The organism is Psychrobacter sp. AntiMn-1 (genome assembly GCF_001854065.1).
GTDB classification, from domain to species: domain Bacteria; phylum Pseudomonadota; class Gammaproteobacteria; order Pseudomonadales; family Moraxellaceae; genus Psychrobacter; species Psychrobacter pacificensis.
The window spans coordinates 688385-713196 of record NZ_CP012969.1; the positions used below are offsets into that span (position 1 = coordinate 688385).

Consider the following 24812-nt stretch of genomic DNA (forward strand, 5'->3'; position numbering starts at 1 on the left):
TTTTGGCGCAGTAAAAGCAACAAGCTTCACTGACCGCAATAAGATTGAATACCTCTTTGATAGTAAGAAAAAACCATCACCATGTAAAGCGACCTTACATTACGTATCATAAGACGGGTAACCAAACATAGATAATACCTGATATACCGTTAAGTGGCGCGTCTTGTCGTTTTAATCATCCCAAAACTGGCTATCAAGAGTGCCAATACCTGAACAAACAATAACAACCATACGGTAAGAGACCACTGCCCTCGCGCATAGGCTATACCACCCAGCCACGCTCCAAGTGTACCGCCTGTGTAATAGCCCATGTAATATAAGCCTGATGCCAATGATCGACCTTTTTTGACATTAACAGCAATATAGCTGATGGTCGCTGACTGCGTAATAAACACACCAGATGACATAACAGCAAGTCCTATGATTACCCCCCATAGTGGGGTCACCAAGGTCAACAGAACTCCAATCATGGAGATAATGATGGCTACCCGAACCGTACGTGCTGAGCCAAACCGGCGCAGCAAGGTCGTTGATAGTGGCGTAATAATCACACCAAGCAAATACACGGCAAAAATATTGGCGAGCGCACCTGTACCAAGCTCATAAGGCTTATCCGCCAAATGTAAGTTGATAAAAGTGAAGCAGCCTACAAGGGAGAACAGCACACAAGCGCCAAGCAAACAAGCGGTCACCACATAACGATTGGTGACATGCTCACCTAACGTCTGTATCGCTGAGCGAAAATTAGGATTGGCCTCAAAGTGACGAGACGATGGTAGCATATTGCCAACCCATATCGCTCCCAGCAGCGTCATCGCTGTCATCACATAGTAACCGTCACGCCAGCCAATCAGCTCATGCAAATGCCCCATCAAAAACCGGCCCATAAAGCCGCCAAGCACGCTTCCTGACACATAAAAGGACATCAGATCAGTCATTGCTCGGCCCTCAAACTCCTCACCGATATAAGCAATCGTCACCACCGTAATACCGGGTACAGACAGTCCTTGCATAAAACGCCAAATACCGACCCATTCAATACTCGAGCTTTGGGCAATCAGCGCTGTTGGTATGGCCAAAAATAACAAAGCACCGACGATAAAGGATTTGCGCCCGACGGCATCTGAGAGCATACCCAAAAATGGTGACATGATGGCAATGGCCAATACAGTAGCGCCAACGATCATGCCCGCTTGCACTTCCGTCGCAGAAAAGTCCACCATCATGACTGGCAGCACGGCTTGGATAGAGTACACCTGTAAAAAAGCAAACATACCAATCAGGCCAATCGTGAGCTTTAATATCCACGACGTAGAGTGACTGGATGAGGCTACTGCCTTTGGTGCAAAATTTTGATTTTTATCTTTAGAATTATTCACAAGGGCGCTTACTATAATTGATTATGCTATGACAAGGAGGCGTCATTGGCTTGGATAATGAAAGAATATAATGTGAAACTATGAAGGAGGTGCACAGCCATACAGGATATCTATTTATCATAATGACCAGAAAAGCATGTTAGCACACCAACCGATATACTCAGGTTTAAATGTGTTATTGGCGCTTGGTTAGACTCTCCATTTAGAATAAAGACTTGGATCTATACCCTCAATGATGACATTTACCTAACAACTTTTTATTTTTACACATCTATATTGCTTATATCTTTTCTATTACAGACTTTACGCGCTCAAAAATCAATAATCATAGGGTGCTACCTATCAATAAGCAAAATAATTGAACAACTAAATGATTAAGGAGTCATGTCAATGAATGATGAGATTTACGATTTAGGTGCAGGATTTTGGAGTATTCGAGGGTCATTTATAAAAAACGGCATTATAGATATCGGCGTCCAATGTGCGCTTATAAAGCTATCATCAGGCCGATTTATTTTTTTGGACAGCTATACTTTAAAAGACGAGGTTCGTCAGCAAGTGATGGCATTGACCAATGATGGTCAAGATGTCGAAGCCGTCTTAAATGTTCATCCATTTCATACGATACATTGTGCGCAAATGGTCAAAGACTTTCCGCAAGCCACGTTTTACGGTAGTAGTCGACACCCAAAACAAGTACCAGAAGTAAGCTGGGCAGAGGATTTGGTCGAAAGCGATGCGGTCGCTGAGCGTTATCCTGAGCTGAAGTTCTCCCTACCTCAGGGCATCTACTACATCGCCCCTGATGAGTCAGTCCATGCAAGCTCACTATTGGTCTATCATCCTGCCAGCCAAAGTATATATGTCGATGATACGTTTGAGATACCACCTTCTAAGCTGTTTGATGCCGTACAGCCAAACCTAGGTTTACACCCCACCACCAAACAAGCACTAAAAGATGAGCCCGACGCTGGCAAAGCCTATTGTGATTGGGCGATAGATCTTGCACACGAATGGCGCAGCGTACATCATTTTTGCGGTGCACATTCAGGATTAGTCGTATTTGAAGAAGGCCAATTTGAAGCAGCGTTATTATCTGCTATTGATAACGCGCGTAGCGAGCTTGAGGCAAAATAACGACTCTAAGAAAAACGTAAAATATAAAAATTTCGACAAGAAAAACAATCACTTGTTGATTCAATCTATTACATAAGGAAAACGATAAATGTCAGATAAAATTCATGATTTAGGGGCAGGATTTTGGAACATACGCGGGTCATTCCGTATCGGCGGTGTGATAAACATTGGTACCCAGTGCTCACTGGTCAAGCTATCCTCAGGACGCTTTGTCTTTTTGGACAGCTACGCCTTAACAGGTGACGTTCGAGACGAAGTCATGGCGCTCACCAATAATGGTCAAGATGTCGAGGCGGTGCTAAACGTTCATCCATTCCATACTGTATATTGTGCGCAAATGGCAAAAGACTTCCCTCAAGCCACGTTTTACGGCAGTAGTCGCCATCATAAAAAGATACCAGAAGTGCGCTGGGCTGACGATTTGGTAGAGAGTGACGCGGTTGCTGAACGCTATCCTGAGCTTAAATTTTCAATGTCAGAGGGCATTTACTATATATCGCCTAATGAGATGATTCATGCAGGCTCCTTGTTGGCCTATCATCCTGCCAGCCAAAGCTTACACGTTGATGATACGTTTATGAGTCCGCCCATCAAGCTACTAGAAGCGGTATTGCCTGAGCTGATATTGCACCCTACCACCAAAAAAGCACTCAAAGACAAGCCAAATGCAGGCGCACAATATTGCGACTGGGCAACCAACCTAGCACATGAGTGGCGCGATGTTCGAAATTTTTGTGCCGCACACTCTTATCTTGTTAGGTTCAAAGACGGTGAGTTTGAGAAGGCACTGATAAAAGCCATTGATAAAGCTCGACCCAAACTTATCAAAGCCTAATCTCTTCTTATATTGATATCGCGTAATGATAAAAAAGGGGCTAAAAGATAGCCCCTTTTTACCACGTGCTTATTAAGTCGCATGAGAGTAGTCTGGCGGTCGCTATCTGTATACTCTAGTATCGCTATGTTTAATGCAAAAGAGCATGATGTGTCATTGAAGCGCTGCCACGACTAAAGAGACAACCAAGATAGTGGTCGCTTATGATTAGCTGTCTTGTTTTAATACCCCTTGCCACTGATGGATAAACTCACCGTTTGGATCATATTGCTGGGTTTGTTTATCAAGATTAAATTGCCGACATCCTCTTGGATCCGCCCCCACGCCCGCCAGATATTGCCAATTCCCCCAGTTACTGGCGACGTCATAATCGATAAGATGCTGCTCAAAGTAAGTCGCCCCATAACGCCAATCAAGACCCAACTCATGGATAAAGCAACTGGCGACTAACTGTCGTCCACGGTTTGACATATATCCTGTTGCCTTCAGTTGATGCATACAGGTGTTGACAATAGGATATGCTGTATCACCATTTCTCCATTGTTCTAATTTTTTCTGATCCAGTTGGGTTGATGGCGTGTGCTGACCAATACCTTTAAACCAGAATAATTTTTGCTGATGGGTGACAGCGTACCAATAAAAATATTCACGCCAAAGCAGCTCAAACCATATCCAATAAGTGGATTCATTTGCGATGACATCACGCTCATAATGGCGCAGTCGATTCAATACAGTATTGACAGACAACGAGCCATTCGCCAGCCAAGCAGAAAATTTTGTGGAATGCGTCCATTCATCAAGCGCGTTTCGTGTGATTTTATAAGTACTTGGCGCGTCGGAATTAAAATAATTCTTTAAGTGATTTAGCCCGTTCGACTCACCACCTTTGAAATTAGGCGCTTGCTGTTTTTGTTGGGAGATTGCCTGCGCATTATCTTCGCCTACTTTAAAGAAGTACTCGCACCTATCCACCAGACTCTCAGGTATTGGGGCCAATCGCTCTGGCGTCGCGCAAATAGTGATGTCTTGTGCTGCATGCAATAAATCATAATCTGCTTCAATTTTTTTGCGGAACTGCGTAAAGCTTTTGGGCAAATCATTTAGCGGTAATTCATCAAACAAAGTAGCCGTTGTCTCAATATGCCAACATATCTGTGGATGTTTATTCTGTAGTCGTACATATATTTGGTTCTGATAATAATCAGCCGTTTGACTCACACAGATATCTGTCACCTGCTGCGCTTCAATGAGCTCATTCAACTGCATGAAGGTATTCGGTGACGTTGGGGTTTTGTGTAGATGTAGCAACTTGTTACCAAGCAGCTCTAATGATGTATTTAAGTCCGCCAAACTCTCTTGCAAAAATTGCTGGCGGGCGATGCCTATCGTGTCATAATGATAAGCAGCCTGAGAGTTTTGATTGTCCAATATATCCATCAAGGATGAGGCATAAACCAGTAATAATCGCCCATCACGCGCGAGCTTGGCGGCTTTCGATAACGTGGCATTATCCATTACTCGCAGGTCATTGTGAAAGAGAACCAATACATTTTTACCAGATAGCTGATGGGACATGGCATAAACCTCTTATTGTTCGATAGCTTTTAATTAGAGCGTGTTGAACATTCGACCATGGCACTGACAGCGACTATTTTTTAGGCGATTCGAGGTTAAAAATAATAAGTTTAGTCATTCTAAGCGCTTATTTTTAACGATGAAGCGGCAAAAAAGAGTCCTGTCCCCTGCTTTTATCGTTGGGGCTGATGCTAACATTGCCCCATACTGCGTTACAAATCTCGCTAAGGCATCTGCATTATCGTCGCTTTGTGCCTTGTCTGGAACAATTTTAGCGATCAGCAGTGCCTATTTGCGAATGTTCAACACGCCCTAATCTCAATACTCTTTTTTTATTGGGCTTTATTATAAAATAGCATATCTTGCTTACGACAAGTTTGGTATTGACTCATGGCATTAATAACCTACTAGCAAGGTAGTAATTATCCAAGCTAAAATCTACTTATCGCCATTGACTCTCATGCTCCGGACTGCTTAAATGGCCTACCTCTAGGAGAATACCATGACTGAAAAAAATATCGCTGAAGAGAACAAATCGGATGAAAAACGTAAACTTATCAATCAATTCTTGATGAGACTGACAAAAGAGCAGCCACAAATGTATTATGCCACCACCTCTGAGATATCTCGGAGCATCCATACCATGATAAAAGAACATACCAATCGCTTGTCAGTAGAAGAGCAAGCGCTGGTCAGACGTATGAGTATCGAAGAGATTGAAGGGTTATTGGGCTTTCATGCTAGATAGATGACTAGACTATAGACTAATTGTCATATAAGTAGGTTCAAGCACAACCATCGAACATCACAAAAAAAGACCGCTATCGAAGCGGTCTTTTTTTATTATTTATCGTAGTGCAATGCTATTAGAACGGATACTGACGTGGCTCGTTTTGCATTGAAATCCAATGTGTTCTGGTGAACTCTTCTAGTACCCATTCACCGTTAAAGCGACCGATACCTGAGTTTTTTTCACCACCAAATGGCGTATTGCTTTCGTCATTGACCGAGATGTCATTGATATGGGTCATACCTGCTCTGATACCACGAGCAAAACGCAAACCTTTTTGCATATCAGCAGTGAATACCGCACTAGATAGGCCATACATAGAGTCATTGGCGATTGATAATGCATCGTCTTCGTCTTTAGCACGAATGATACCAACCAATGGGCCAAATACTTCATTACAGGATAGATCCATCTCGCGAGTGACTTCAGTAAAGATATGCGGCGGTACGACTTGGCCTTCAATCTCACCACTGAGTATCATTTTCGCGCCTTCGTCCTGCGCTTTGGCGATTTTATCTTTGAGCGATTTGAGTTGTTTTTCGTTGATGATAGGGCCAACAGCCGTATCTTGCTTATTAGGATCACCGACATTCAATGTTTTGACATGTGCCAAGAAACGCTCTACGAAGTCATCATATATCTCGTCTTCCACGACAACCCTATTGATCGCGATACAGATTTGGCCTTGATGCAAGAATTTACCGAAGGCAGCTGCTTTGACTGCTTGCTCAATGTCAGCATCCTTGAGTACCACAAATGGACTGTTGCCGCCAAGCTCAAGCGCGACTTGTTTGATATACTCACCGCCATTTGCTAGCTCACCGATGTGCTGGCCTACTGAGGTTGAGCCTGTGAATGATACTAAGCTTGGCGCTTTGTGCTCGACGATGGCATCGCCTATCTCACTACCGGAGCCGACCACGACGTTTAATAGACCTTTTGGCAGACCCGCTTCTTCAAACACTTTTGCTAGTAGTAAGCCACCTGTCACTGGTGTGTCGCTTGCTGGCTTTAATACAACCGCATTACCAAGGGCTAATGCTGGTGCGATAGAACGCTGGGTTAAATGCAGCGGAAAGTTCCATGGGCTAATGACTGCTACCACTCCGATGGGCTCACGGTAAATGAAGTTTTCTTTGCCAGGAGTGTTAGAGGGGCGAATCTCACCGTGTACGCGGTTAGGAAAAGACGCTGCTTCAAGCGTGATGGCACGTGCCGAGCTAAATTCAACCATGGCTTTAATGCGTGTACTGCCCGACTCTTTGATCAACCAGTCAACGATTTCATCTTGGCGCTGATCTAGGATACTGACTACCTTATACATAACAGCTGCACGCTCAGCTGGCGTCGTTTTTGCCCATTTGGCTTGCGCTTGGTCGGCAGCATCGTATGCTTCATCAAGCTGGTCTTTAGTCGCTTGCTGAATTTCTACAATCGTATCGCCATTGTAGGGATTGGTATCAGTATTAATGCTATCATCTTTACCTTTTTGCCATTCACCGCCAATGAATTGCAAATGAAAATCGCTATAGGCATTACTGTTATTATCATTGCTTGACATAATTATCCTTATTTTTGCTTTGTTATATAAAAATTTATTTTCAGTACTTTGAATAAAATAGTTGAAGCTGTCTTATAGGTAAGATACTCACAGTTATGGTTAAATCACAAATTGACATAAATTAAAATCGAACATTTATGATAACTGATAAGAACAAAACCTACCTTGATAGCCGACTGGTCTAATGCTACCATAGATATTAGTAAAACAGGACTGTTTTTTCAGCCAATATTGTCGATAAAACGTAACACATATAAATGTATAGCATTAGAATATGCCATCGACATGACGCTCAAATGAAACCTGACGACCCTATTACTACGATTATCAAGGGAGAAAATTCTATTTATGTCTAATATCATAGACACTGGCACCACACCCGATACCAAAGCTCATTTGCTTGCCACTGGTTACCAATTAATAGCCAAAAAAGGCTTTACCGCTGTCGGCCTCAAACAAATATTAGACACAGCTGGCGTGCCTAAAGGCTCTTTTTATCATTATTTTGCCTCAAAAGAAGCCTTTGGTGAGGCCATCATCAATCATTACTTCAGCTTATATAAAGCTCGTCTTGATATCATCGATGCACAAAATGTGAGCGCCCAGCAAAAGCTATATGATTACTTCCAAAACTGGTACGACACCCAGCAGAACGGCTGTGATCACGATAAATGCTTGGTAGTGAAGCTAAGCGCAGAAGTGGCTGATATATCAGAAACCATGCGTAAAGCACTTGATACTGGCTATCAACAAACGACCATGTGGCTCGCCGAGCAGATCAAGGCAGGCTGGATAGATGGGTCTGTACCTCGCCACGATAATATATCAGCTGAGAGTATGGCCAAACGTTGGTATTTCGCGTGGCTTGGCGCCAGCCTAATGGCTAAGATCAGCCAAACGAATACGCCCCTAGCGGAAATTTGGCAAATGACGACGACTCAGATGGGACGTTGATAATAAGATAATAAGATAATAAACAGTAACGTTTTCGGTATTAGAGCCCCTAAATTGGCGGCTTATGTTTGCGCCCACACATCATATTGTTATTTAAAAACCCAATGCTTGATAAAAACGTTGTATGAGAGTTTTGTAATCATTTATAAACAACCACTAGACGACTGGTCTAATTGGTGTACAATGCGCATCAAGCATTTAGAGCAAATATAAAACAAGCATTGCTTACCACTCATTGTTTAACGTCAACATATTTGACGGAACCATTTTTATCAACATTAGGAATTTTATGAATAACTTTCAATACTACAACCCAGTCCGCATCGTTTTTGGTGAAGGTCAAATCGAACAGTTATCAGACCTAGTGCCTACTGATGCACGCGTTCTTATTACTTACGGTGGTGGTTCAGCACAGCGTACCGGTACTTTGGATGAAGTGAAAACTGCATTAGCGGCAAGCGGTAACCGTACTGTGTTTGAATTTGGTGGTATCGAAGCCAATCCAGAATTCACCACACTATTAAAAGCAGCCGACATGGTGAATGAGCATAACATCGACTTCTTATTAGCAGTTGGCGGTGGTTCAGTGATTGATGGCAGTAAATTTGTGGCACTCGTATCTTCATTAACTGAAGAAGATGGTACGGTCTCACGTGATCAAGCTTGGGACGCGCTAACGGGCTATTGCAAGAACATCGATTCTGCTATTGACCTAGGTGCGGTATTGACCATCCCAGCAACGGGTTCTGAGATGAACTCAGGCGGCGTGATTAACTATAGCGAACGTCAAGCAAAACTACCATTTGGTAACCCACTGGCCTTCCCTAAATTCTCAATCCTAGATCCAGTAAAAACCCTTACATTACCTGAACGTCAGGTTATGAACGGCGTTGCTGATGCCTTTGTCCATGTGATGGAACAGTATTTAACTTATCCAGTCAATGCCAAGGTTCAAGACGCTTTTGCTGAAAGCTTGCTCAAAATCCTTATCGATGAAGGTCTAGTCGTTAAGCAAGATCCAGAGAACCTAGAAACACGTAAGAACATTATGTGGACAGCAACCATGGCATTGAACGGCCTGATCGGTACTGGTGTGCCACAAGACTGGACAACCCATATGATCGGTCATGAGCTTACGTCTTTGCACGCTATCGATCATGCACGTACCTTGACCATCGTCTTGCCATCGGTCATGCGTGAGCTAAAAGAAAGCAAAAAAGAAAAACTACTCCAGTACGCACGTAACGTATGGAACATCACTGATACTGACCAAGACGACGATGCCATCATCGAGACGGCCATTGTCTATACTGAAAACTTCTTCCGCGAACTTGGCTTGCCAGTGAGCCTAGAAGACGTCGATTTGACTGAGTCAGCGATTGATCCAATTATCAAGCAACTTGATGCACATAACATGGTCGAACTTGGTGAGCACGGTAAAAATGATTTGGACGTCTCACGTCGTATCTTACAGCGTGCTGTAACTAGCAAAGCGTCTTAATAAGCGATATAGCAAGAACTGTCAGAAGAATTATAAGAAAAATCGCGACAGTAACAATAACTACATAACGTTATGCTATTTATAGTAGTTGTAGTCAATCAATATTAAAAGTGGTACAAGGCAGACGAGTGCAAGTACTACAGTAGTAGGCTAAACGAGTCTAACGCTGTAACACTTTAATAGTGGTTCGACTATATTCAATTCAATACTGAGTAGTTACTACATCTAATACCTCTATAATAATGACAATGAATATAAAGGAGTCCTACTATGAGCTTCGATAAAGAGCAGAATCAACAAACCAACCGTCAAATTAAACTTGCCAGCCGCCCGAACGGCGAGCCAACCGCTGACAACTTTGATCTGACAACCAGCGACATCCCAACGCCAAACGATAACGAGATGTTATTACGCACGGTATATCTGTCATTAGACCCATATATGCGTGGACGTATGAGCGATGCAAAAAGCTATGCAGACCCATTAGCAGTCGGTGACGTCATCATGGGGGGCACAGTCGCGCAAGTGGTTGAGTCTAATATCGATAAATTTGCTGTCGGTGATTTGGTCGTATCAAATTCCGGCTGGCAGGACTACAGTGTCAGTGATGGCGAAGGCGTCCTGAAACTGGACAAAAACATGGCAAACCCTTCTTATGGTTTAGGTGTGTTAGGTATGCCCGGCTTCACTGGTTACATGGGTCTGACTGATATCGGCAAACCGCAAAAAGGCGAAACGTTAGTTGTCGCTGCAGCCACTGGACCTGTCGGTGCTACGGTCGGTCAAGTGGGTAATCAATATGGTCTTCGCACTGTTGGTGTAGCAGGCGGGAAAGAGAAATGCGATTTCGCGGTCAACGAGCTTGGCTTTGATGTCTGTATCGACCACAGAGCTGATGACTTCGCTGAGCAACTAAAAGCCGCGTGCCCAGATGGGATCGATATCTATTACGAAAACGTCGGTGGGCACGTGTTTGACGCTGTCATGCCATTATTAAATGATCATGCTCGTATTCCCGTATGCGGTCTGGTCTCACAATACAATGCAACCGATCTACCTGATGGCAAAGACCGCCTAGGTCAATTGATGGGACTCATTCTCCGTCAGCGTCTCACGGTCAGAGGCTTCATTATCTTTGAAGAGTATGGCGACCACTTCCCAGAGTTCTTAGAAACCATGAGCAAATGGGTAGAGTCAGGCGACGTCAAAACCAAAGAATACATCGCTGATGGTTTAGACAATGCACCAGAAGCCTTTGTCGGTATGTTAAACGGTGATAACTTTGGTAAAACAGTGGTTAAGGTCTCTGACGTTCAGTAACTTATGTTAAATAATTGACTGTTAAATAATTGACGATAGGTAATAACTATTGTTAACAACAACTTAACAACACAACTTGCTAAAATCACTACTGAAAGTTACGTCTGAAGCAGGAATAATATTAGCGGTCACCACTTATTATACTGATAACGTTTTGGTCATCTGGCTTTTCATTTGAATGAATCCCCTATCAATAAAAATGTGGCTGTCAATAATTTGCTTTACTCACATATAAACAATAAATAAGGATAATCATGAATATTTTAATGGTACTAACCTCACACGACCGTCTAGGCGATACTGGTAAAAAGACAGGATTTTGGCTAGAAGAATTTGCAGCTCCCTACTATGCATTTCTTGATGCAGGCGTCAACGTAACCTTGGCCTCGCCTGCTGGCGGTCAACCACCACTAGATCCTAGTAGTGACACAGAAGACGCGCAAACCAAAGATACCAAGCGTTTTAAAGACGACAAAGAGGCGCAAGAGCACTTGGCTAATACCAAGAAACTTGCTGACATGAAAGTAGAAGATTTTGATTCAGTTTTCTACCCTGGCGGTCACGGCCCATTGTGGGACTTGGCAGTAGATAAGAACTCTATCGAATTGATCGAGAATTTCGTCAAGCAAGACAAGCCTGTCGCGTTTGTTTGTCATGCACCTGGCGCGCTTAAAAACGTGAAAGTTGATGGCGAGTACTTAGTAAAAGGCAAAACAGTCACAGGCTTTACCAACTCAGAAGAAGATGCCGTTGGTCTAACAGACGTAGTACCGTTCCTAGTAGAAGACGTATTAAAAGCTAATGGTGGTAACTACGAAAAAGCGGCCGATTGGGAATCGTTTGTCGTGGAAGATGGTTTATTGATCACTGGTCAAAACCCAGCATCTTCAGAAGAAGCGGCTACGCGCCTTGTTGCCAAGCTAAAAGGTTAGGACTCAGAAACCGATAAATCAAGCCATGCCTAAGGTCGATATTATGATTCGCTTACATCATCTTAATCAATCACGTTCATTACGTACGCTTTGGCTTTTAGAAGAGCTAGGTGTGCCCTACGAAGTTGTTAGTTACCAACGTGATGCCAAAACTCATTTGGCACCGGATTCTTTAAAAGCGGTGCATCCACTCGGTAAATCTCCAGTTATCGAGATGGACGGCCAAATTTATGCTGAATCAGGGGCCATTACTGAGTTACTGATTGAGCGATTTGCGCCCGAGCGTCTACGTCCTGCGACAGACAGCTCGGACTATGGGTATTATCTACAGTGGATTGACTTTGCAGAAAGCTCGCTGATGTTGCCATTAATGCTTGAACTATTTACCAAAAAAGCAGGCATTGATGACAATGAGTTTTTGAATGGCTATATCGATAGAGAAAAAACCAGATTGTTTGAATATCTGGATGCTTCGGTTGAAGGTAAGTCGTTCATTGTGGGTGATAAACTAAGTGGTGCTGATTTTATGCTGTCATTTGACTTAATCATTCTTGCTAAGCGCCAAAAGCTTGACGCGTATCCAAATATCAGACAGTATGCCGAACAGCTGGCTCGTCTTGATAGCTATCAGCGCGCTATGCAGCTAGAGGCTAAGTACGATCAATCTGTTTAGCATTGCATCATAATTGACAGACCAATTTTCCGATACACACAAACAGCTCTGTATAGAGCTGTTTTTTATGCGTGCTTTATTTTACGATTGCATGAATAACCATCGAATTATAGTCATCAATGTTACATAAGAAAATTAAGCTGTAGAGCAAATAAATTGCTCAGCACCATCCATCAATTACGTGTCGATGACAAAAGCACGATAAAATTTATGATAAAATCCTTTCTGAATTTTCTGGGTTATCTTTCAGATACCATCAGTGAGTTGACTGGCGTTTCACGCTATAAATGCTAACTGCACTGACCTGACTCCCCGCCTGGCATCTGTCCTATTTCACTCTATTTCCTTATATAGATTGTGGTACGCCCATGAGTAACGAATACCAGTTTAAGCCCCACGAACAGCCAATAATGGTAGGCTCTCCAGCCAATCCTGACCATCCGGCACGCCGTAAAGTATTTTATTTGCTCATTGGGATTTTTGTGGGTCTCACAGCCAGCTTCCAAAATGGTCTACTTGTCGCCAACCTGACGCAAATTCAGGGTCAGCTAGGCTTAACGCCAGCTGAAGGTGGTTGGATATCGGTCAGTTATAATATGACCAATGCCTGTATCACCGTTCTGCTGTACAAAATTCGTCAGCAATTTGGCATGTCGCTTTTTAGCAAAATCACCCTGTCATTTTTGTTAGCCGCCACCAGTCTACAGTGGCTGATCAGCAGTCACTTGTTAGACACACCTAATATTAGCATTGAGCCCTATTATTTAGAGATTGTCGCTAGGGGACTTAGTGGTATGGTGGCAAGTGGTATGACCGTATTGGGCTTGTTTTATTGTCTTCAGGGTATGCCAACCGTCAAACGTACTAGTGGTCTGATATTGGGATTTGGTCTGGTACAGTTTGGTATTCCATTATCACGTGTCATCTCGCCCTACCTCGCCATCGACGGTCAGCTTGAAAACTTATTTTTATTTCAATTTGGTCTGGCGCTGATTTGTTTTGGGCTGATTAATATATTAGAGCTACCACCAGGGAATACAGAAAAAGTATTTGAGAAATTGGATTTTGTAAGCTTTGGTTTTTTTGCTAGTGGTCTGGCTGCATTGGCTGTCGTTTTGGTACAAGGTCGAATTTTATGGTGGACGACACCTTGGCTCGTCTATCCACTGATGATTGCTATCGTCGGGATTAGCATCGCGTTATGGATTGAGACGCATCGCAAAAATCCGATGCTACAAGTGCGCTGGATGCGTAGCCGCAATATTATTGCCTTCATGGTGACGGGCGCTGTTATGCGGATTTTGCTATCTGAGCAAAACGTCGGAGCGGCAGGATTGCTCGCTAACCTCGGCTACGGTAACGATCAGCTGGTTACTTTTTATGCTGTTATTATAGCCGCCAGTGCACTGGCTTTGATTATTAGTATTTTTAGTACCAATGCGATGGATTTGCGCCGACCTGTTATTTTTGCCGTGGCATTGATTGCCTTAGGTTCTTGGATGGATGTTGGTGTATCTATTAATTCAGCACCCTATATGTTTTATCTCAGCCAGTTTTTGATTGCCTTTGCCGCGGTGTATTTCATGGGGCCTTTGGTTTTTGAAGGGTTTTTGCGGGCTATTGGCAGTGGCCCTGCATATATTATTAGTTTTTCAGTGATTTTTGGCATCTCCCAAACAGTTGGCGGACTGGCAGGTGCGGCAGCCATTCAGGCATTTACGACCATTCGTACACAAATGCATTATGCAGATATGGTCAGCTCATTGAATTTGGGCGATCCTGCATTTAGCGCCCAGGTGGCAGGCACTCGTAACATGCTGTCGAATCAGACTACTGACGCGGCCCAAGCAAATATCGGTGCAATGAGCCAAGTACTGCAAGGCATTCAGCGCCAAGCAACGGTCGCAGCATACAGCGACCTGTTTTTTCTGATGGCCTGTCTTGCTACTGCCGTTACGATTATTTTGCTCATCAATTATCTTTATAACCGCTACCACAAGCGCAATCCACTGGCCAAAGAGCTCGCCGTCATCGCCAAGATGCGCGAAACAAAATAATTCAACTTATTATCTTAGTGATTTTTTATCATATTCATTTATAGTCAGACCCATCAGATATCTGCTTATTAACATTTAGGATCACGTCATGAGCCAAGAAAAACCAAATGAGCTTAATAAAATACCTCAGACGTCAACTGAAGCTCCAGCAACAGACACACGTACAGAGTCTGCTACGGCTCCAGTAGAGACCGCTACAAGCGCTACGCAAAAGAAAACGGATACATCCGAGATACAAGCAGCTACTGATACGCCTGATAGCGTGCGTGAGGATAACTCTGTAGAAGGCTCTATAGAAAATCAAGACGATGATAATGAAACGCCTATGCCGCCAAAAGAGCCCATCTCAAATACGGCTGGCTGGTCTCCCAAGAAAAAATCCTATCTAAATTTGGGATTATTGATTGCGCTGATTGTCATTGGTGCGGCCTTGATTTTATATGCTTGGAAACTGCCGCCATTTACGCCTACGGTGCAACAAACCAATAACGCCTTTGTCAAAGGTCAAACCACTATTATTAGTCCGCAAGTTTCCGGCTATGTCACCGAAGTGGCGGTGCAGGATTTTGCTGATGTAAAAGCGGGCGATCTACTGATAAAAATAGACGACCGAACGTTTCAACAGCAACTTGAACAAGCAGAGGCCAATACTGAAGTGGCGATCACCAGCCGCTCTACCAATGTTCAAGACACGCAATCTAGCCAAGCACAAATCGAAGCACGCAAAGCAGACTTATATAGCGCCAAAATCAATGTCGAGAGCGCTCGTGAAGACGTCAATCGCTATCAGGGCTTAGATGCTATCGGTGCGGTATCAAAAGCAGAAGTGGCTCATATCAAAGCAAAGCTGGCTCAAGCACAGGCAAGCGTGCAACAGGCTGAAGCCAATTTACAAGCCGCGCAACAAAACCGCGCCAAAACCAGTGGCACCCAACCCTCGCTGGACGCAAATATCAAAAGTGCTGAGGCAGGTGTGAAGCAAGCACAAATCAATCTCGATAATACGATCATCACAGCACCTGAGTCCGGTCAGCTGAGCCAAGTCAGTGTCAAAGAAGGCCAGTACGTTAGCGCGGGCACCCAGCTCATGTATATCGTGCCAAAAGGCATTTGGATTATCGCAAACTTTAAGGAAACCCAAATAGCTAGTATGGCAATCGGCGAACCAGCTACTATTCATGTGGATGCGCTTGGCGGTGCCAAATTCACAGGTCATGTGAGCAACATCTCACCAGCCACTGGCAGTGAGTTTAGTGCAGGTGCCGCCAATCCTGCGACAGGTAACTATATAAAAATTGCGCAGCGCATCCCAGTACGTATCGACTTGGATCCGAACCAACCTGAGCTTGCACGCTTGCGTCCTGGTATGTCCGTCTCTGTGGATGTCGATACCAATGACAAATAAAGCCAAATAAAGCAAATAACTGATATAAAAAAGCCACTCTAAATACCCGAGAGACTGGATATAGAGTGGCTTTTTTATACTTTTAAATGAGCTAGGATTTCAAAATCAGCCAAACACTATGGTAGTAGACGCTTGGTCGTCCAGCTTTCAGCGCTTTGGCTATCACCATCTTGCGTATATACGATGCGGTCATGCATACGGTTGGCGCGACCTTGCCAGAACTCGATTTTTTCAACCATAATCTCATACCCACCCCAAAACGCTGGCGTTGGCACTGTGGTGTTTTCTGGATATTTGGCCTGAAGTTGCTCGAACGTTTGCTCCATCACCTCACGATTGGTGACTTCACCACTTTGCGGTTGACTGACCCAAGCACCTATTTGGCTATCATGTGGACGTTTTTGAAAATAGGCAGCAGATTTTTCAGCGTCAATTTTAGCAATACGACCACTAATACGAATTTGGCGCTCCAGCTCATGCCAAAAAAACAGCGCTTCAGCATTGGGGTTTGCTGCAACGTCCTGTCCTTTCGCGCTGTCATAATTGGTATAAAAAATAATACCTGTATCCGTAATTTCACGCAGTAACACGATACGGACGCTAGGCTTATTGTCTGCACCGCAAGTTGCCAAACTCATAGCATAAGGTTCTTGCACTTTTTGCGCTATTGCCTCATCCATCCAAACCTTAAATAGCTCAAATGGTGACGCTGGTACTGACTGTTGATCAAGCGCGCCTTTTTCATATGAAAGGCGCTGGTCGGTAAAGTCCATGCTCATGGTCATTCCTTATTATAAAATTATGACATCTCAACATTGTAATCTTGAGTGCTAAGCTTTGAATATTAAGCTTTGAATACTATTAGCCTAATACCGACTTGATATGATCAGCCAAATCATTTGCCATCACATCACACTCTATCTCATCATCAGACTCAACCATGACTCGAATCATAGGCTCTGTACCTGATTGGCGAATAAGAAGACGACCACGACCTTCTAAAGTCGTCTGTGCTTTGTCAAAAGCGGCGACCAGTTCTTCATGCTTGTATGGGTCTTGCATCTGAGACAAGCGTACATTGACCAGCTTCTGTGGTAGTACGTCAAACCCTTCGACCAGCTCACTCAGTGCACGTCCTTGCGCTTGCATCACAGCCAATACTTGCAACCCTGCTATGATCGCATCGCCTGTACGGCTTTTGTCCAGGCACAGAATATGTCCAGATGGCTCACCGCCTAGTATCCAACCATTGGCCTCCAAGTCTTGCATGACATAGCGGTCGCCTACTTTTGCACGAGTAAAATCAATGTCAGCCGCCTTTAGTGCTAACTCTAATCCCATATTACTCATAAGCGTACCAACGACGCCTTGCGCTTTGGTGAGTCCTTGGGTCGCGAGCACATATAAGATACCGTCACCATCAACCAGCTTACCTGTCTCATCAACCATCACAATGCGATCGCCGTCACCATCTAATGCGATACCAACATCTGCTTCATGCTCAAGCACCGCTTTTTGCAGACCTTCAGGATGGGTAGAGCCACACTCAGCATTGATATTGATGCCGTCTGGAGTGTTATTGATAGCGATAACATTAGCACCAAGCTCCCGCATGACTCTAGGTGCGACGCTATAGCCTGCACCATTGGCACAATCAACCACGACGGTCAGATGGCTAAGATCATACTGATATGGGAAGCTGCCTTTGCAAAATTCAATGTATCGACCTTTTGCATCGTCAATTCGGCGGTTTTTGCCCAAATTTGCTGGATCAAGAATCGGCATCGCTGCTTCTTTACTATCCGTGTCATTTATAATCGCTGCTAGTTTTTCGTTGATGGCATTCTGCATCTCATCACTGATTTTTTTGCCACTACCTGAGAAGAACTTGATACCGTTATCATAATAAGGATTATGTGACGCTGAGATAACCACACCTGCATCGGCATTAAAACTGCGAGTCAAATGTGCAATCGCTGGCGTCGGTAATGGACCAAGCATATAAACATCGACGCCAGCCCCGTTAAAACCTGCTTGCAGAGCAGCTTCAATGACATAACCTGAGAGACGAGTATCTTTGCCGATGACCACACTTGGTTTGCGCGTAGAATTTTCGTTGGCTTCTATGAGCACCTGTCCAGTCGCATAACCCAGTTTTAAAATAAAGTCAGGGGTAATAGGCAATTCACCAAATTTTCCACGGATACCATCAGTGCCAAAGTAACTCATTATTTATATTCCTCAAGTCTAAAAATAAAAGGCCAAGCGTATACGCAGGCAATACTGCTATTGTAATAATATGCTTTTATATTCTACAAAAAAAACAGCCAACAATAACAAAGCATTGTTGGCTGTTTGTATCTTAACGTCACTACAGCTCTGCAACTGGGCCAGTTCTCAAACAGTGCAGAGCTATAAAATACCGATTAGTTTACACGGTAGTTCGGCGCTTCTTTCGTGATCTGTACATCATGAACATGCGACTCTTTCATGCCTGCTGATGTGACTTTGATAAACTGTGGGTTGGTGCGCATATCTTCGATAGTCGCAGAGCCTGTATAGCCCATTGATGAGCGTAAGCCACCAACCAATTGGTTGACAATACCAGCGACAGGTCCTTTATAAGGAACGCGGCCTTCAATACCTTCTGGTACGAGCTTCTCTACGCCATCTTTGGCATCTTGGAAATAACGATCCGATGAGCCGTTTGATCCAGACATTGCACCCAGACTACCCATACCGCGGTAAGCTTTGTAATAACGGCCTTGGAACAGCTCAACTTCACCTGGTGCCTCTTCCGTACCAGCCATTAGTGAGCCTACCATAATGCACGATGCACCAGCCGCAATCGCTTTTGCCATATCACCTGAATAGCGGATACCGCCATCAGCGATTAATGGGATGCTGTCTTTTAATGCGCTAGCAACATTATCAATAGCTGATATTTGTGGTACACCGATACCGGCAATGATACGCGTGGTACAGATAGACCCAGGGCCGATACCGACTTTTACCGCATCAGCGCCAGCATCACGTAGTGCAAGTGCCGCTTCGCCTGTTGCGATGTTGCCACCGACAACTTGAACATGCGGATAGTTTTTCTTGATCCAAGAGACTTTTTCAATTACGCCTTTTGAGTGACCATGCGCCGTATCCACTACGATCACATCAACATCAGCAGCGATTAATGCTTCGACGCGTGCTTGCGTGTCTGCACCTGTACCAACCGCTGCACCAACACGCAGACGACCTTTCTCGTCTTTACACGCATTTGGATTGTTTTCGGCTTTGGCAAAATCATTGACCGTAATTAAACCACGTAAGCGGAAGTTGTCGTCGATAACGATGACTTTTTCGATGCGATGCTCATGTAGCAATTTTTTGATATTCTCGTTGCTCTCACCTTCATGTACGGTGACCAACTGCTCTTTTGGTGTCATGATCTGACTAACTGGCAATGACAAGTTGGTCTCAAAACGCCAATCTCTGTGAGTCACGATACCTACTACGTTGTCTGTACCCTTTTCGACCACAGGTACGCCTGAGATATTATTGTCTTGCGTCAAGCGTAGCAATTCACCAATCGTCATCTCTGGATGTACGGTGATTGGGTCAACAACCGTACCCGCTTCAAACTTTTTGACGCGGCGTACTTGTGTGGCCTGCTTTTCGATGTCCATGCTCTTGTGCAAGATACCCATACCACCAAGCTGTGCCATGGTAATGGCCATCTCAGACTCAGTGACGGTATCCATAGCCGCAGAGATCAGCGGAAGGTTTAGTGTGATGTTTTTGGTCAAACGGGTAGACAGATCGGCAGTTTTTGGCAGAACTTCAGAATAGGCTGGCAATAATAAAACGTCATCAAAGGTTAAGGCTTCATCGACAATTCGCAACATACAGACCCCTAGTGGTGGTTATTTTGATGGGTAGGAGCTCAGAGTTAGGCATATCAATCATTGCAACTGCATACACAGTGCTGACTCATGGCTAACCACTCAGTTATCCTATAAAAATAACGCCACATTATAACAAATAAGCACCTCTCTGACATACTATATTTATCAGATTATTTTACACAAATACGTCTTTGTCGATGATAATCATGCACTATATGTTTAATGGCGCTTTTTTATAGCGAATAGCTCTCCTTGAACGTTACAGACTTTCTGTTAACGTAAAACGCTCTGTCGGCAAATACTTGTTTTGCTGCTGATGCAAGTAGCCAAGCATCTGCTCACGCACTTCGCAAGCAAGCGTCCATGCTTCTATGGGACCTACTGCTGAAACAGCACCGCGCAGCTGAATGGTGTTTTCTGTCACTTTAACAACAAATATTTCGGGCTCAGTTTCATTGTCCCAAAGCTCATTATCTTTAGTTACTGAGACAAACTGCTGGCGAATGGCCTCTATATCTGCACCATAATCAATGTATAAAAACACAGGACAGGTTTGATGCACTTCTGTATGTGACCAGTTCTCTACCCTTTCAGTGATCAACTGGCGCATCGGCACAATTAATCGACGCTCATCCCATGTTTTGAGTACCGCATAAGTGTAACGCAAGTCTTCCACAGTGCTGAAATTACCATCCATTATCACGCTATCGCCAATCCGTACAGGCTGCGTCACTGCCACCTGCACCCCAGCAATGATGTTACCCAATATAGGCTGAGCGGCGATACCAATAACCACGCCAGCAATACCAGCTGAAGTCAGTAAGGTTTTGCCAAGACCTTCCATGTTGGCAAACTCACTCAGTCCTATCCAGATACTACCCAATATCATGACAAAAATGAAAACGCGGCGGAATATCGACACATAAGTGCGACGACGGCGCACTTTATCAAAATGCTCTTCTCCTAGGTTTTCAATCTGCATGTCTTGGTAACGATTGGCAAAAAAATTAATAGTACGAATGCCTAGCCACATCGCACTAAATACCAACCCCGTCCAAATCAGCGGACGGGTTGATGAAGCCACTGCATCTAGATAAGGAAAACCACCAGAAACTAAGGTAAAAACGAGCGAAAAACTGATGGTAAAGGTCAAAGGCACGGTTAGCTTATTGGCCAAATCTGCCACGCCATTGGCACTGCCAGCAGAGATGTTGTATTTTTCATTATCAACATAACGGCTGATGAGTTTTTCCGTGCTTTTACTTAGTATCCAACCTACGCCCATGGTAAATAAGAAAAACAGGATGAGCGCTGAAAACTCCCATAAGGCAATACCAAAAAACTGGAATTTTAACCAAGTAGGTAGATAACGCTCAAACTCCGATGGATGATATTGTTTATAAAGATTTTCAATATTACCCACTGTCTGCGCAGAGAACATCCAAACTGGCGCCTGATCACCTACCCTTACCCGCTCCAAGTAAACAGGAACACGACGTTCTCGGTACTCGATATAACCCAGCTGGATAGAGCGTCTAGGGATACCCATGACACTACTATCGTTACCCAATGGTGGTTCAATCAGACCATCAGGACGATCGGGCATATCATCAAATACGTATAGCTCTTTTTCAGATAGTAAAAAATCAAGCTGCTTGGTCAAATCAAGCGAACGGGTACGCTGGTTTTTCTCATCAATCAGATTCATATTGAGTGCATAAGCGGCCAAATCATACTGCTGCTTCATCACCGCAGATTGAAAAAACCCCAAAGTCGCAAGCGGCGTCGCCAAATTTGGTGGCTCAGCTAATGGTGGTAACCCGACATTGAGCTTGTTGAGTAAGTAGTAATTCTCGCTATACTCCCCTGTCAGTCCCACATCACCTTGCAACGTCCCTGCTTGCTGTACTGCGCTACGCTCAGTGGGATCAAATATCTCTTCGGTAATACCAGAGACGCTAATATTTTCGTCTTTGATTGTATTTATTTGTTGGACAGCGTACTCAGCCAAATTGTCAGGTTTGCTAGCGACTTGTGAGCGGCCTTCCTCATTTGCTGCACTGGCAGGTATATAGATAGCGCTGATGGCTATAATAAGAAACCCTAAAACTACCTGCAGTGCATTGTAGCGGATATTATTACGCTCTACATCGCGGCGGTGACCACCGTCAATATCCATTGCTATGCCACGATCATCAGCATTACTATTTTTAAGAGTATTCATATTTTCAAAGCCACTGGTCTACAAAAGGAACGGATATAAAAGGAATGGATATAAAAAGTGCATTCGGTATGCTTTAACCTAATGCACTCTGCAAAAAAAAGCCAGCGTGAGCTGACTTAATTTATTAGCATGCGTATGTAATCTGATGCACAGCGTCTATATATCTATGCGCGGCGCCATGTTGTACCAGCGCGGCTGTCTTCAAGCTCAATACCAGCCTCTTTTAGCCGCTCGCGTATTTCATCAGCACGCGCAAAGTTTTTGTTGGTTTTGGCATCGGCACGCTCGACGATCAATCCGTCAATAGCCGCATCAGTCAAACCATCTTCTGCTTTATCACCAATCACCGCTTGCAAAAACTGCTGCACAGGTTGTTGTAAGATATTCAACACCTGTGCCAGTGCTTTTAATTGCTGTGCCAACTGCCATGCTGTCTCGACTTCTTCAGCTTTGATGGCTTTATTGATGTCGCGTGCCAGACCAAATAAAACACTAATCGCTGTTGAGCTATTGAAGTCATCATTCATGGCTTTAATAAAATCTTGTCCAGCAGCCGTACGATAAGCTTCGCTCGTCAAGTTGTCATCGATTACGATTGTTTGCCCTTTTTGCTGTTCAGCCAGTTTTAACGCATTATACAGTCTGCTTAGGCTATTATGGGCTTCATCTAATGCGCTATCAGAGAAATTAACTTGGCTACGATAATGGCTAGATAATAAGAAAAAACGCACCGTTTCAGGCAAGTATTTTGCTATAACATCGCGAATGGTTGAGAAATTAGCCAACGACTTGGACATTTTTTCGCCGTCAACATTGATAAACCCGACGTGCATCCAGTTACGCGCGTACTCGCAACCCGTCGCTGCCTCAGACTGGGCAATTTCATTCTCATGATGCGGGAACTGCAAGTCGTGACCGCCGCCATGAATATCAAAGGTATTGCCCAAGCACTTGGTCGACATGGCCGAGCATTCAATATGCCAACCCGGACGCCCCTGCCCCCAAGGTGACGCCCATTGCGGCTCATCAGGTTTCGCCGCTTTCCAAAGCACAAAGTCAAATGGGTTGCGCTTATCGTTTTCGACATCGACACGTGAACCTGCCTGCATCTCATCAAGATTGCGCTTAGACAATTTGCCATAATTCGCAAAACTATCAACAGCATAGTAGACATCGCCATTGTCGCCTGCATACGCATAGTCACCTGTGACCAGCGTCTCAATCATTTGCTGCATATCATCGATATGATCAGTCGCGCGCGGCTCAGCATCAGGTGCCAAGCAGCCAAGGGCTGCAAAATCCTCGTGCATCGCTGTAATAAAGCGCTGGGTCAACGCCCCAATCTCTTCGCCATTTTCAGCGGCGCGCGCAATGATTTTGTCATCGATATCAGTGATATTACGCACGTAATTGACGTCATAACCCAATTGGGTGAGCCAACGTACCACCATATCAAATCCAATCATCATTCGAGCGTGCCCGATATGACAATAGTCATAGACGGTCATACCACACACATACATACCCACCTTCCCTGCTTTGAGCGGTTCAAACGGACGCTTGCCGCCAGTCAGTGAGTCATAAATAGCAAGTTGAGACATCGCATCTGCAAGTGGTGTGGTCATAATAAAAGAGCCTTTTAGCATAAATAAAATAAATAAATTGAAAATATCAGCCGCAGCAAGTAAGCAAGCCGTACCGATGATATGATTATAATTTTAACGTAACCCATTATCTTAGCGAAAACAGGCGTAAAATACTACAATGAGCAGGCAACTACCACCATTCAATCATAAAAACCGTTAAGGATATAAAGATGGGCAATCGATTAAGCAAAATATACACGCGTACTGGAGATGATGGCAGCACGGGTATGGCTGATGGCAGTCGACTCAGTAAAGCTGACAATCTGTTCGGTGTCATGGGTGATATCGACGAGCTCAACTCACATATCGGACTGGTGCGTGCTCAACTACAAAGAAACAAAGGCCAATCGATTAGTAAGGATTTTTCTCAAGCCTTAGTTATTATTCAGCATCTATTGTTCAATATCGGCGGTGAGCTTGCCATGCCAGAATATGAGGGCGTCAATGCCACCCATATCGAGTGGCTAGAGCAACAAATCGATATGATGAATACCACGCTGCCACCACTAAAAGACTTTATTTTACCCACAGGCTCTGTACTGGTGAGCCAGTTGCATGTCGCACGTAGTGTGTGTCGCCGAGCTGAGCGCCAAGCTGTGTTATTGCAGGAGCAGCGCCCAGCAGCCATACGCCGCACTGCCATCAGCTTTATCAATCGTTTATCTGATTGGTTGTTTGTCGCTGCGCGCTTTTGTACAGATCCCGAACAAGTCTCTGAAGTACTATGGGACAGTCAAGTCTTGCAAAACTTCGCTGACAATCGCTAGTGAATTAAACCTAATCTTGCTAGCATTCTCTGAACTATAGTCGGTTCACTATAAAATCGATACAATAAGATTAAACGCTATTTTTCGCAGCCTCTGGAGACGTAGTCACAGTAAGCAAGAAAAATAGCGTTTAATCAAATGAATTTATTATCCTGTA

19 protein-coding genes are annotated in these 24812 nt (G+C 44.1%); 11 read left to right on the top strand and 8 right to left on the bottom strand.

Going from position 1 to position 24812, the window contains the following annotated elements; all coding sequences use genetic code 11:
- Positions 1-149: 149 nt before the first annotated feature.
- A complete protein-coding gene (locus tag AOT82_RS02755; protein WP_257785224.1) occupies positions 150-1304 on the bottom strand; it encodes an MFS transporter in 1155 nt (384 codons plus the stop codon).
- A gap of 465 nt (positions 1305-1769) precedes the next feature.
- Here AOT82_RS02755 and AOT82_RS02760 point away from each other — a divergent pair, with 465 nt between their 5' ends.
- Both AOT82_RS02760 and AOT82_RS02765 read left to right on the top strand, forming a co-directional pair.
- Entirely contained in the window at positions 1770-2516 is a 747-nt protein-coding gene (locus AOT82_RS02760; protein WP_071001719.1) for a hypothetical protein, read from the top strand.
- Between the two features lie 88 nt (positions 2517-2604).
- Complete coding sequence (locus AOT82_RS02765; RefSeq protein ID WP_071001720.1) at positions 2605-3351, top strand: hypothetical protein; 747 nt, start codon at positions 2605-2607, stop codon at positions 3349-3351.
- Between the two features lie 207 nt (positions 3352-3558).
- On the opposite strand, the gene AOT82_RS02770 is transcribed toward AOT82_RS02765, so the two are convergent.
- Positions 3559-4926 (bottom strand): DASH family cryptochrome, encoded by a 1368-nt coding sequence (locus AOT82_RS02770; RefSeq protein ID WP_071001721.1) that lies wholly within the window; start codon positions 4924-4926, stop codon positions 3559-3561.
- A gap of 502 nt (positions 4927-5428) precedes the next feature.
- Here AOT82_RS02770 and AOT82_RS02775 point away from each other — a divergent pair.
- Positions 5429-5674: a hypothetical protein gene (locus AOT82_RS02775; protein ID WP_071001722.1), complete on the top strand. Its 246-nt coding sequence runs from the start codon at positions 5429-5431 to the stop codon at positions 5672-5674.
- A 118-nt stretch (positions 5675-5792) separates the two neighbouring features.
- Here the strand turns inward: AOT82_RS02775 and AOT82_RS02780 are convergent, their stop codons facing one another.
- A complete protein-coding gene (locus AOT82_RS02780; protein WP_071001723.1) occupies positions 5793-7277 on the bottom strand; it encodes an aldehyde dehydrogenase family protein in 1485 nt (494 codons plus the stop codon).
- A gap of 348 nt (positions 7278-7625) precedes the next feature.
- On the opposite strand from AOT82_RS02780, the gene AOT82_RS02785 reads away from it, so the two are divergent.
- The 7 genes from AOT82_RS02785 (at position 7626) to AOT82_RS02815 (ending at position 16119) form a co-directional block, all read left to right on the top strand.
- Positions 7626-8231 carry a TetR/AcrR family transcriptional regulator gene (locus AOT82_RS02785; RefSeq protein ID WP_071001724.1) on the top strand — a complete coding sequence of 202 codons (606 nt, stop codon included), beginning with the start codon at positions 7626-7628 and terminating at the stop codon, positions 8229-8231.
- 289 nt (positions 8232-8520) lie between these two features.
- Positions 8521-9732 carry an iron-containing alcohol dehydrogenase gene (locus tag AOT82_RS02790; RefSeq protein WP_071001725.1) on the top strand — a complete coding sequence of 404 codons (1212 nt, stop codon included), beginning with the start codon at positions 8521-8523 and terminating at the stop codon, positions 9730-9732.
- A 270-nt stretch (positions 9733-10002) separates the two neighbouring features.
- Positions 10003-11052: an NADP-dependent oxidoreductase gene (locus tag AOT82_RS02795; protein ID WP_071001726.1), complete on the top strand. Its 1050-nt coding sequence runs from the start codon at positions 10003-10005 to the stop codon at positions 11050-11052.
- Between the two features lie 254 nt (positions 11053-11306).
- A complete protein-coding gene (locus AOT82_RS02800; RefSeq protein ID WP_071001727.1) occupies positions 11307-11984 on the top strand; it encodes a type 1 glutamine amidotransferase domain-containing protein in 678 nt (225 codons plus the stop codon).
- Positions 11985-12027: 43 nt separating this feature from the next.
- Positions 12028-12657 (top strand): glutathione S-transferase family protein, encoded by a 630-nt coding sequence (locus AOT82_RS02805; RefSeq protein WP_071003624.1) that lies wholly within the window; start codon positions 12028-12030, stop codon positions 12655-12657.
- A gap of 368 nt (positions 12658-13025) precedes the next feature.
- Positions 13026-14714 (top strand): MFS transporter, encoded by a 1689-nt coding sequence (locus AOT82_RS02810; protein ID WP_071001728.1) that lies wholly within the window; start codon positions 13026-13028, stop codon positions 14712-14714.
- An 88-nt stretch (positions 14715-14802) separates the two neighbouring features.
- Positions 14803-16119: an HlyD family secretion protein gene (locus AOT82_RS02815; RefSeq protein WP_083328825.1), complete on the top strand. Its 1317-nt coding sequence runs from the start codon at positions 14803-14805 to the stop codon at positions 16117-16119.
- Between the two features lie 116 nt (positions 16120-16235).
- Here the strand turns inward: AOT82_RS02815 and pdxH are convergent, their stop codons facing one another.
- From pdxH to cysS, 5 genes are all read right to left on the bottom strand, one after another.
- Complete coding sequence (gene pdxH, locus AOT82_RS02820) at positions 16236-16892, bottom strand: pyridoxamine 5'-phosphate oxidase (RefSeq protein ID WP_071003626.1); 657 nt, start codon at positions 16890-16892, stop codon at positions 16236-16238.
- Between the two features lie 88 nt (positions 16893-16980).
- Positions 16981-18348 carry a phosphoglucosamine mutase gene (gene glmM, locus AOT82_RS02825; RefSeq protein WP_071001729.1) on the bottom strand — a complete coding sequence of 456 codons (1368 nt, stop codon included), beginning with the start codon at positions 18346-18348 and terminating at the stop codon, positions 16981-16983.
- Between the two features lie 197 nt (positions 18349-18545).
- Complete coding sequence (gene guaB, locus AOT82_RS02830) at positions 18546-20018, bottom strand: IMP dehydrogenase (RefSeq protein WP_071001730.1); 1473 nt, start codon at positions 20016-20018, stop codon at positions 18546-18548.
- Between the two features lie 259 nt (positions 20019-20277).
- Positions 20278-22242 carry a mechanosensitive ion channel family protein gene (locus tag AOT82_RS02835; protein ID WP_227517175.1) on the bottom strand — a complete coding sequence of 655 codons (1965 nt, stop codon included), beginning with the start codon at positions 22240-22242 and terminating at the stop codon, positions 20278-20280.
- Between the two features lie 164 nt (positions 22243-22406).
- Positions 22407-23867 carry a cysteine--tRNA ligase gene (gene cysS, locus AOT82_RS02840; protein WP_071001731.1) on the bottom strand — a complete coding sequence of 487 codons (1461 nt, stop codon included), beginning with the start codon at positions 23865-23867 and terminating at the stop codon, positions 22407-22409.
- A gap of 191 nt (positions 23868-24058) precedes the next feature.
- On the opposite strand from cysS, the gene AOT82_RS02845 reads away from it, so the two are divergent.
- Positions 24059-24655, top strand: coding sequence for a cob(I)yrinic acid a,c-diamide adenosyltransferase (locus tag AOT82_RS02845; RefSeq protein WP_071001732.1), 597 nt, complete (start codon positions 24059-24061; stop codon positions 24653-24655).
- The last annotated feature ends 157 nt before the right edge of the window (positions 24656-24812 follow it).